The sequence below is a fragment of the Neorhizobium descurainiae genome (genome assembly GCF_051400715.1).
Lineage (GTDB): Bacteria > Pseudomonadota > Alphaproteobacteria > Rhizobiales > Rhizobiaceae > Neorhizobium.
Window position 1 is genome coordinate 46,491 of sequence record NZ_JBLFFK010000032.1, and the last position, 8,955, is coordinate 55,445.

An 8,955-nucleotide genomic window follows, 5' to 3' on the forward strand; every position below is an offset into this window, starting at 1 on the left:
CCATGTGCGAATATTCGCACGGTCTGATTAAGGGTTGCTTAATGATAAATTCAATGTTGCGCGGGCTCAATACAGCGCAATCAAACCTTATGATTCGTGGAGTCCATCATGGCAGGTCCCGACCTTGACAAGAATGGCAGGGTGGTCAGACCACCGTTGCTGACCTTCGAACGGTTCATCGAACAGGGCATGTCGTGCATCGTCAGGCTGGTTATTGACGACGCATCGAAGGGTGATCTGCAGACTGTGCAGTTTTCCCTGACCCTGGAGCAATGCCGGGAAATCGCGGCGAACCTGATGATCGCGGCTCAGGTCATCGAACTGGAGCGGCCCACCGCCCCCAATGAGCTTGTTCAATGAATAGTGCCGTTGATGACCATTTTCGATATAAAGGCTTTCAGAAGCTCTGGGTCGAAATGACCATGCGAATGCGACATGGTTTCGATGGCCTCGGCTTGCGACCAGGCACGCTTGTAAGGCCGCACGGTCGTGAGCGCGTCGTACACGTCGCAGATCGCTGTGATCCGTGCGACCCTTGGTATCGCCGATCCCGCCAAGCCATGCGGATAGCCGGTCCCATCGAATTTTTCATGATGATAAAGGCAGATGTCGAGAACAGCTTGGGGCATGTCCTCGATCTGCTTGACGAGGTCGTGCCCCCGCGCGGGATGAGTACGTATCACATCGACCTCCTCCGCCGTCAGCTTTCCAGGCTTCCGCAGCAAGTCGGTCGGTAGCACCATTTTTCCCAGATCATGGACGAGCCCGCCTAACCCGAGCAGCCGCACCGCCTCCTCACTCAGACCGAGGTTGCGCCCGAAGGTGATCATAAGCGCACTAACGGCCAGGGAATGAAGGAAGGTTCCCTCGTCCTTCTCCTTGAGTTTCGCCACGGCGATCATCGCGCCCGCATTCGTCATGGCCTCCGACATGACCCTTTCTACGGCCGTTCCGGCAGCATCAAGGTGAAAGGCGCCCCGTTCCCTTGCCGCGGAAAGAAGATCTCGTACGCTCGGACGCGTCTCCTGGATGGCCACTCGCGCAAGCCGGATCTGCTTGTCGCTGAACTTCGAACGGAGACCGGACGCGAAGCTCGCTAGGTCGACGCCGCCTTGTTCCCGTGCGTCGCGTTCGACGTCCAGACCTTTCTGCGTATCAATGACGACGCTGATCGCGCGGCTGCTCAGCATGCGCTCGACGTCGCTTGGAGACACAATCGACCCGACGATGAAAGAAGGCAGGGGCTCAGCGCCCTCAAGTTCCTCGATGTACATGCCCACCCGGACCTGATGCAGGCGTATTCTCTTCCTCATCGCTTGTCTTTCAGCATTGCCGCGAAGGATGATGAAGCACTTTCAGACAAATGTATTACCAATATGCGAAAAGAAGCGGCTATCATGCGCCTTGGTCAGGCTTTCTCGCCATCGGTTCTCAAACGTCAGGGCAAATGGCGCAAAACTTCAAACTGTTCAGAAACCCCTGGATGATTGATCATCGGCTTTAATCCGCGAGGACGACGATCCTTTCTACCGGTCGCTGCTTAAACCAAATCGAACTGCGTCAGCCAAACCGGATGAGGTTGGCCGAAAACGCTGTAAGTTCGCTGGGCATCGCGCCGTCCGATGACGCCGTTTCGAATGTCCTGGCAGAGCTGCAACTTCAACGGCGTCGAATGCCGTCGATATGGTCCTCGGGACTTCATGAGCCTTCTCCCACTGAGGCCCACAGAGCGTATCAGTTTTTTCGTTCCCCCGTGGTCCAGTCCGAGGAATTCATTCCATCCTGCGGTCAAATTTTACCCTCGGCGGAACAATTCGATTTCGATCCGGTTCGGATGCAGTCGCTTTGGCACGACTTTGATCTTTCCCAGGAGACCTCCATGACCGACACAGATCCAGGCCGCGGCGCCGGCGGACCAGCATCCGGCCCCTCCACTTCACAGGCCAGCCCCCCGACCGGTCAAGCGCCAGAGGGGAGGTCACCGGGCGACACCGCTCACGTGACAGCTGCCGATATAAAGCAGAAGATATCCGACGACGTCCGCTCCGCGTCAGATTTCGTCAAGCAAGAGGTGTCGAGCGCGTCTGACAAAACCAAGGACGCGGCAGATGAGCGGAAAAATTTCATAGCCGGTAAAATGAGTAGCGTGGCTTTGGCGATGGAGAAGGTCGCCGCGGAGCTTGAGCAGGGCGATAACCGGGAGGTCGGACGGCTTACTCGCAACCTCGGTTCCAGCATGAGAAAGTTTTCGGAGGATATCCAAGACCGCAGCCTGGGTGAGATCGCGGGAATGGCGGAGGATTTTGGGCGTAGACAGCCCCTGGCGTTTTTGGGCGTCGCGGCGATCGCGGGTCTTGCGGTAAGCCGCTTCCTGATCGCCTCGGCACCTCTGCCCGATACGGCCTCTACCCAGACCACAACATCAGGGCGGATTCCTCCCGGCCAGACATCCGCCGGTCTCGCGCCGTCACAAGGTGCCATCAGCCAGGCTAGCATGGAGGACCGCTTCAATGGCTAAGCCACTCGACGACCGATCGCTACCTGAACTCGTCACCGGGCTCGTGGGTGATATTTCGGGTCTTTTTCGCAAGGAAATCGATCTTGCAAAGACAGAGGCGTCCGAAAAGATGTCTCACGCACTGACCGGAGTGGAAACGTTCGCAGCAGGTTTGGTCCTTGCGATCTGTGCCATCGGCGTCCTTCTGGCCGCATTGGTCAAGGGCTTCACGGCATTCCTCGTGGCTCAAGGCATGACCGAACCTAGTGCCGATGCACTCTCCTCGGTCGTCGTCGGTATCGTGGTTGCGTTGATTGCTTGGGCCCTTGTCTCTCGCGGATTGGCTTCCCTGAAAGGGGAAAATCTTAAGCTTGAGCGCACGTCTGCCTCTCTGCAACGGGATGCCAAGATCATAAAGGACAGAACGTGATGACCTACACATCTGAAAGCCCGAAATCCGCGGAAATCGAACGGGGGATCGCTGAAGATCGTCGTCGCATTGAGGATCAGCTTGAGGCGATCCAGCAGCGAATGTCGCCGGGCCAGCTCGTCGATGAGGTCATCGCCTACGCGAAGACTACGGGCGGGGGCGAATATGCTGCCAATCTTGGCGCCGCGGTAAAGAACAATCCGATACCGATGGCCCTTATGGGGATCAGTCTTGCCTGGTTGATGGCAGGGCCAAAGGCCAGAGCCTCATCCTATGTGGATCGCGATGAGCCGGAATATCCGCTGGCCTCGATTCAAGGTGGGCTTCGACGCATCGGGCCCGTCCAGGTGGATGGGGATAAACGATACAGCCATTTCTCCGACAAAGCGGGCACGCGTTTCAAAGCGTTGACCGATGAGAGCGGACGGCGCGCCGGCCACTTCATCGATGAAAGCGGCAAGACTTTCCGCGGGTTTGCCGATGCGTCCGGCAAACAGATACACGACATTCGAGACGAAGCGGGAAAACTTTTCGACGAGGCGTCCGGCTGGATGTCGAGGACGTGGCGCGGCGTGACAGATTCTGCCGGCAAAGCGCGTGATGCGGTCTTCGGCGCTGGACGTGGCCCAATCGAAAAAGGAAACCAGCTGAACGATGCGATCTTGAAACACTTTCAGGATCAACCGCTTGTCGGTGGAGCTCTCGCCTTTGCCGTGGGCGCGGCGATCGGTGCGGCTTTGCCGCATACGCGGACTGAGGACCAGGCGCTCGGTTCGGCGGCCGACGGCGTGAAGTCGCGTATGGCGAACGAGGTCGAAAAGACAAAGGACAAGGCCGAGCAGGTTGCCTCAGATCTTTACGGCAAGGCGGTGTCGGGCGTAGCAGAGGTTCACGATGCGACGCGCGACCGAATTGTTGTAGAAGCTCGCTCTTTGAAGGATCGCGAGGCGTCCTCATCTTCGGGGGAAGATCGATGACAGTCGGCTCAGTTCCGCGTGGGAACCAACAGACTATCACTTTTCAGGCGAGCTCGACCATCGTGGCTCGTAAACGCGGATTTCCCGCCTTGGATACACCCTGTTCGCGGTTGACGCTACCGCTTTGCCAAGGGGAGGGGGCAAGGCCTGCGTATGATGCGATTTGGCGTCGATTATCGAAGTGTTGGAACAGCCCTTCCGTGTAAAGTATCGTCGCGAATTCCGGCCCTATTCCCTTGATGCCCAAAAGAGCGGTCGCTTCCTTCGGTGTCTCTGCCGTCTCACGGACGATCAAGGCATCTCGCTCCGCTTCTACAGCCTTGACTTGTTTGAGCAACAATTCGAGGCGATCGAGTTCTCTGCAGACTTCGGCCTAAGGTGTTTTAATACCGGTCGCCCATCGCCAGTTCGAAGCTCGTCCAGGCGCTGCCGCCGATCTCGATTAACGGGTTCGTACTCCCGTATCCCTTGCGTGAAGAGCAGTCCCTCTATGCGATTGACGTGGAAGACGCGCTCGGCGATCGGAGTTTTCCGCTCCCGCCCAATCCGTCGGTTGTCATCCTCCTCGGGTGTAAGAAGCTTGACCATTGAGCATGCACGCGGCTCGCCGCGTTTCCATGCAATCAATGCGCGGATCAGCGTTTCGCCATCGATGCGGTCGATCTTTGCCCGGCGATGCCGGCGCGGCACGGCAATCGATGCGGCCTCTACAATGTGGCTTTCTATCCAAGCTTCCTTGCTCAGCATTCGTCCCAGCCAGAAGCCATCCAGTCCGGCCTCTTGAATCACCACCATCGGGCAGACCCTGCACGAAGGCGGGCCCGTTCTTCGGCGTGATGACCGCCTGACCGTTCGGCTTGTTGAGATCGCTCGCCATCTTGGCCCGGAACTTGTTGTAGCTGATGCCGGCCGAGGCGTTCAGACCGGTCGCGGCCTTGATCTTCGCCCGGATTTCCGTGGCGATCTCGGTCGCGATCTCGATGCCCTTCAAATTTTCGGTGACGTCGAGATAGGCTTCGTCGAACGACAATGGTTCGATGATTGGCGTGTATTCCGCGAAGATCTCGCGGATCTGCATGGAGACGGCACGGTAGATGTCGAAACGCGGCCGGATGAAGATCAGCTCGGGGCATTTGCGTGTGGCTGTGACCGACGGCATGGCCGAGTGGACGCCGAACTTGCGTGCCTCGTAACTGGCCGCGACCACGACGCCGCGGGCGGCCGAGCCGCCGACGGCTACCGGCTTTCCGCGGAGCTCCGGATTGTCGCGTTGCTCGACCGACGCGTAGAAAGCATCCATATCGATATGAAGAATCTTACGCGGCCGATCTGTGCGTTCGTTGTGGTCCATAGCTCAGCCTTTGTCCGGCGAGGATATTCTTTCCATCAGACACGGAAAATAGGCACCGCATCGATCGCCCTCTTCGGTGTTCATTCGCTCGCAGCCTACCGTCATCCGTCGGCGGAGTTCCGCGAAGGTGACGCCGGCGCCGAAGGCTTTTACCAGCCGTTTCCGCTCCCCGCCGCCGCGACGCCGGCACAGCCGGCAATCGAGTTCGATAATCGGCTCCAGCACATGGCGGAGGGTGGCGCGCGCCGACGGGCCGGAGCGCATTTTCGGCGAATGGTGGCTGAGACGATCGGAATTTCAGGCGGTCAGGGACTATTTCATCGTCGAAAGCGAGAGCGGTGAGCGCTTCTGGATTTTTCGTTCGGGCGATGGCGTCGATGCCGGGACCGGGTCGCACAAGTGGTACCTGCATGGGCTTTTCGCATGAAATACGCCGAGCTGCAGGTCACGACCCATTTTTCGTTCCTCCGGGGCGCCTCATCCGCCGCGGAGCTGTTCGCCACCGCCAAGCTGATGGGCATCGAGACGCTCGGCGTCGTTGACCGCAACAGCCTTGCCGGAATCGTGCGTGCATTGGAAGCGTCCCGCGCGACCGGCCTCAGGCTCGTGGTCGGCTGCCGGCTGGACCTCGCAGACGGCATGTCGATCCTCATCTATCCGACCGATCGCGACGCCTATTCGCGTTTGACGCGGTTGCTGACGCTCGGAAGGGGCAGAGGCGGCAAGGCGAACTGCATCCTGCATCTCGACGATGTCGCGCACTATGCCGAAGGTCTGATCGGCATCCTCGTGCCGGACTTGGCCGACGAGACCTGCGCCATGCAGCTCAGGAAGATGGCCGAAATCTTCGATGATCGCGCCTACATGTCGCTGTGCCTGCGCCGGCGTCCAAACGATCAGCTGCGGCTGCACACGCTTTCCAACATGGCGGCGCGTTATCGGGTCAGGACAGTCGTCACCAACGACGTGCTGTTCCACGAGCCGTCGCGCCGGCAGCTTCAGGATATCGTCACCTGTGTTCGCGAGAAGACGGCCATCGATTCCGTCGGTTTCGATCGCGAACGTTTTGCGGATCGCCATCTGAAGCCGCCGGAGGAGATGGCGCGCCTGTTCCCCCGCTATCCCAAGGCGTTGGCGCGCACGATGGAGATCGTCAAACGCTGCACGTTTTCGCTCGAGGAACTGGTCTATCAGTATCCCGAGGAGGCTCTCGTCCCCGGCATGACCGCCCAGCAGTCCTTGGAGCATTATACCTGGGAGGGCGTCAAAACCCGCTATCCGGAGGGCCTGCCGGCGCATGTCGAACAGACCATCCACCATGAGCTCTCCTTGATCGAGACGATGCCCGTTCGCAGGGCATTCTCTGCCAGGGCCGCGGATCGGCGGCAAACAGCGCGGTCTGTTATGTCCTTGGAATCACCTCGATCAATCCCGAGACCAACGATCTGCTCTTCGAACGGTTTGTGAGCCAGGAGCGTGACGAGCCTCCTGACATTGACGTCGATTTTGAGCACGAAAGGCGCGAAGAGGTCATCCAGTGGATCTACCGCACCTATGGCCATGACAAGGCGGCCCTCTGCTCGACCGTTACCCGCTATCGCGCCAAAGGCGCCATCCGCGATGTCGGCAAGGCTTTTGGCCTGTCGGAGGACCTGATCAAGGCGTTATCCTCCGGCGTCTGGTCCTGGTCGGAAGGGGTCGGCGAAAAGCAGGTTCGCGACCTCGGCCTCAACCCGGATGATTACCGGCTGGCGCTGACGCAGCAGCTGATGGGCACGCCCCGGCATCTCGGCCAACATCCTGGCGGCTTTGTTCTGACCCACGATCGATTGGATCACCTGGTGCCGATCGAACCGGCGAACATGCCGGACAGATACGTCATCGAATGGGACAAGGACGATGTGGAAGCCTTGAAGATGATGAAGGTCGACGTGCTGGCGCTCGGCATGTTGACCTGCATGGCCAAGGCCTTCGCGCTGCTGGAGCAGGAGAAGAATATCCCGCTCGACCTGGCGTCCATCCCGCAAGAGGATCCTGCGACCTACGCGATGATCAGCAAGGCCGATACGCTTGGTACCTTCCAGATCGAGAGCCGGGCGCAGATGGCGATGCTGCCGCGCATGAAACCCGAGACATTCTACGATCTCGTCATCCAGGTGGCGATCGTCCGGCCAGGGCCGATCCAGGGCGACATGGTCCATCCATACCTCCGTCACCGTGAGGGCAAGGAGCCGGTCGACTATCCGACGCCGGAGCTCGAGGCGGTGCTGAGCAAGACACTCGGTGTGCCCTTGTTTCAGGAGAGCGCCATGAAGGTGGCGATGGTCTGTGCCGGGTTCTCGGCCGGCGAGGCCGACCAGCTGCGCCGGGCGATGGCGACGTTCAAGTTCACCGGCGGCGTCAGCAAGTTCAAGGACAAGCTCGTTTCTGGCATGATCCGCAATGGCTACTCGCGAGAATTCGCCGAACGGACCTTTGGCCAATTGGAAGGGTTCGGCTCCTATGGTTTTCCCGAAAGCCACGCCGCCTCCTTCGCGCTGATCGCCTACGCTTCGAACTATGTGAAGTGCCATTATCCGGACGTGTTCTGCGCGGCGCTATTGAATGCGCAGCCGATGGGTTTCTACATGCCGGCGCAGATCGTCGCCGATGCGAAAAAGCATGGCGTCGAGGTCCGCCCTGTCTGCATCAACAGGTCCCGATGGGACTGCACGCTGGAGCCGATCGAAGGTTCGGATCGGCATGCCGTGCGGCTGGGCATGCGGTTGGTGAAAGGCCTGCCGGTCGCCGATGCTGCCCGGATCGCCGCTGCCCGGACCGATGAGCCGTTCGCTTCCATCGACGACATGTGGCGCCGCTGCGGTGTTCCGACCGCCTCGCTAAGCTGGCCGAGGCGGATGCCTTCCGCTTTTCCCTCGGCCTTGAACGGCGCGATGCGCTCTGGGCGATCGAAGCGCTGCGCGACGAGCCGCTTCCCCTGTTTGCCGCGGCTGCCGAGCGGGAAGCGCGCGCGATCGCCGAGCAGCAGGAGCCGGAGGTGATACTTCGGCAGATGACCGAAGGGCACAATGTCGTGGAGGACTACAGCCACACCGGACTGACGCTCAGGCATCACCCGCTAAGCTTCCTGCGCCAGGATCTGGTCCGCAGGAGGATCGTGACCTGCACGGAAGCGATGACGGCTCGCGACGGCCAATGGCTGATGGCGGCCGGCCTGGTGTTGGTGCGGCAGATGCCGGGGTCGGCCAAGGGCGTCGTCTTTGTGACGATCGAGGACGAGACCGGTGTGGCGAACGTCGTGGTCTGGCCAAAACTGTTCGAGCGGTCACGTCGGGTTCTGCTTGGATCGAGCATGCTGGCGATCCACCTCGTTGCCCAGCAGCTGTTCGATCTGTCTGCGGATCTCTCAAGTCTGGCGGAACGCGGCGGCACATTCCGACCGCCGACGGGGCGCGGGGACGAGTTTGTTCACGGCGCTCCGGGAACGCCTGATCCGCGTGGGAAGCCGCCGGCTCCGGTCAGGTCGAAAGACATGTTCGAGCCTGATCGCCAGATCGATACGCTCAAGATCAAGAGCCGGAATTTCCACTAGAGCGTTTCATGTTTTATTTGAAGCGTATCCAGCATTGACAAGATAATTGGTGCACTCGTCTGGACCGATGGTCTTGACGAGTGAGCCGAGATATCGCCAGGTGTCTTC

The 8,955-nt window shown here is 59.8% G+C and carries 6 protein-coding genes and 4 pseudogenes; 7 read left to right on the top strand and 3 right to left on the bottom strand.

Translation table 11 applies throughout. The annotated features are described in order from the left end of the window. The first annotated feature begins 108 nt into the window (after positions 1–108). A complete protein-coding gene (locus ACMGE0_RS31130; RefSeq protein WP_436819746.1) occupies positions 109–360 on the top strand; it encodes a hypothetical protein in 252 nt (83 codons plus the stop codon). Here the strand turns inward: ACMGE0_RS31130 and ACMGE0_RS31135 are convergent. After that, positions 354–1,274, bottom strand: a complete 921-nt coding sequence (locus ACMGE0_RS31135) for an HD-GYP domain-containing protein (RefSeq protein ID WP_436819747.1) — start codon at positions 1,272–1,274, stop codon at positions 354–356. The two genes, ACMGE0_RS31130 and ACMGE0_RS31135, sit on opposite strands and share 7 nt — an antisense overlap. A gap of 15 nt (positions 1,275–1,289) precedes the next feature. Here ACMGE0_RS31135 and ACMGE0_RS31140 point away from each other — a divergent pair, with 15 nt between their 5' ends. The 4 genes from ACMGE0_RS31140 (at position 1,290) to ACMGE0_RS31155 (ending at position 3,904) form a co-directional block, all read left to right on the top strand. Further along, the gene (locus ACMGE0_RS31140) at positions 1,290–1,487 is read left to right on the top strand and encodes a hypothetical protein (RefSeq protein WP_436819748.1); all 198 of its coding nucleotides are present in this window, start codon (positions 1,290–1,292) and stop codon (positions 1,485–1,487) included. Positions 1,488–1,879: 392 nt separating this feature from the next. After that, a complete protein-coding gene (locus tag ACMGE0_RS31145) occupies positions 1,880–2,518 on the top strand; it encodes a nutrient deprivation-induced protein (protein ID WP_436819749.1) in 639 nt (212 codons plus the stop codon). Then, positions 2,511–2,927 carry a phage holin family protein gene (locus ACMGE0_RS31150; protein ID WP_436819750.1) on the top strand — a complete coding sequence of 139 codons (417 nt, stop codon included), beginning with the start codon at positions 2,511–2,513 and terminating at the stop codon, positions 2,925–2,927. The genes ACMGE0_RS31145 and ACMGE0_RS31150 overlap by 8 nt, the downstream gene beginning before the upstream one ends. Beyond that, a complete protein-coding gene (locus ACMGE0_RS31155) occupies positions 2,927–3,904 on the top strand; it encodes a DUF3618 domain-containing protein (protein ID WP_436819751.1) in 978 nt (325 codons plus the stop codon). Before ACMGE0_RS31150 ends, ACMGE0_RS31155 begins: the two co-directional genes overlap by 1 nt. A 46-nt stretch (positions 3,905–3,950) precedes the next feature. Here the strand turns inward: ACMGE0_RS31155 and ACMGE0_RS31160 are convergent. Together ACMGE0_RS31160 and dinB are read right to left on the bottom strand one after the other, a co-directional pair. Beyond that, positions 3,951–4,753 (bottom strand): annotated as a pseudogene (locus tag ACMGE0_RS31160) (transposase); the annotation flags it as partial. Further along, a pseudogene (dinB, locus tag ACMGE0_RS31165) lies at positions 4,701–5,255 on the bottom strand (DNA polymerase IV); the annotation flags it as partial. The pseudogenes ACMGE0_RS31160 and dinB, both read right to left, overlap by 53 nt. 229 nt (positions 5,256–5,484) lie before the next feature. Between dinB and ACMGE0_RS31170 the strand changes: the two are divergent. Then, positions 5,485–5,682, top strand: a pseudogene (locus ACMGE0_RS31170) (DNA polymerase Y family protein); the annotation flags it as partial. Further along, positions 5,679–8,847, top strand: a pseudogene (locus ACMGE0_RS31175) (error-prone DNA polymerase). The pseudogenes ACMGE0_RS31170 and ACMGE0_RS31175, both read left to right, overlap by 4 nt. Positions 8,848–8,955: the final 108 nt, after the last annotated feature.

Excerpts from the sequence above, each read along its gene's own strand:
- ACMGE0_RS31130 (WP_436819746.1), top strand. The coding sequence starts at position 109 with ATGGCAGGTCCCGACCTTGACAAGAATGGCAGGGTGGTCAGACCACCG.
- ACMGE0_RS31135 (WP_436819747.1), bottom strand. The coding sequence starts at position 1,274 with ATGTACATCGAGGAACTTGAGGGCGCTGAGCCCCTGCCTTCTTTCATC.
- ACMGE0_RS31140 (WP_436819748.1), top strand. The coding sequence starts at position 1,290 with ATGCAGGCGTATTCTCTTCCTCATCGCTTGTCTTTCAGCATTGCCGCG.
- ACMGE0_RS31145 (WP_436819749.1), top strand. The coding sequence starts at position 1,880 with ATGACCGACACAGATCCAGGCCGCGGCGCCGGCGGACCAGCATCCGGC.
- ACMGE0_RS31150 (WP_436819750.1), top strand. The coding sequence starts at position 2,511 with ATGGCTAAGCCACTCGACGACCGATCGCTACCTGAACTCGTCACCGGG.
- ACMGE0_RS31155 (WP_436819751.1), top strand. The coding sequence starts at position 2,927 with ATGACCTACACATCTGAAAGCCCGAAATCCGCGGAAATCGAACGGGGG.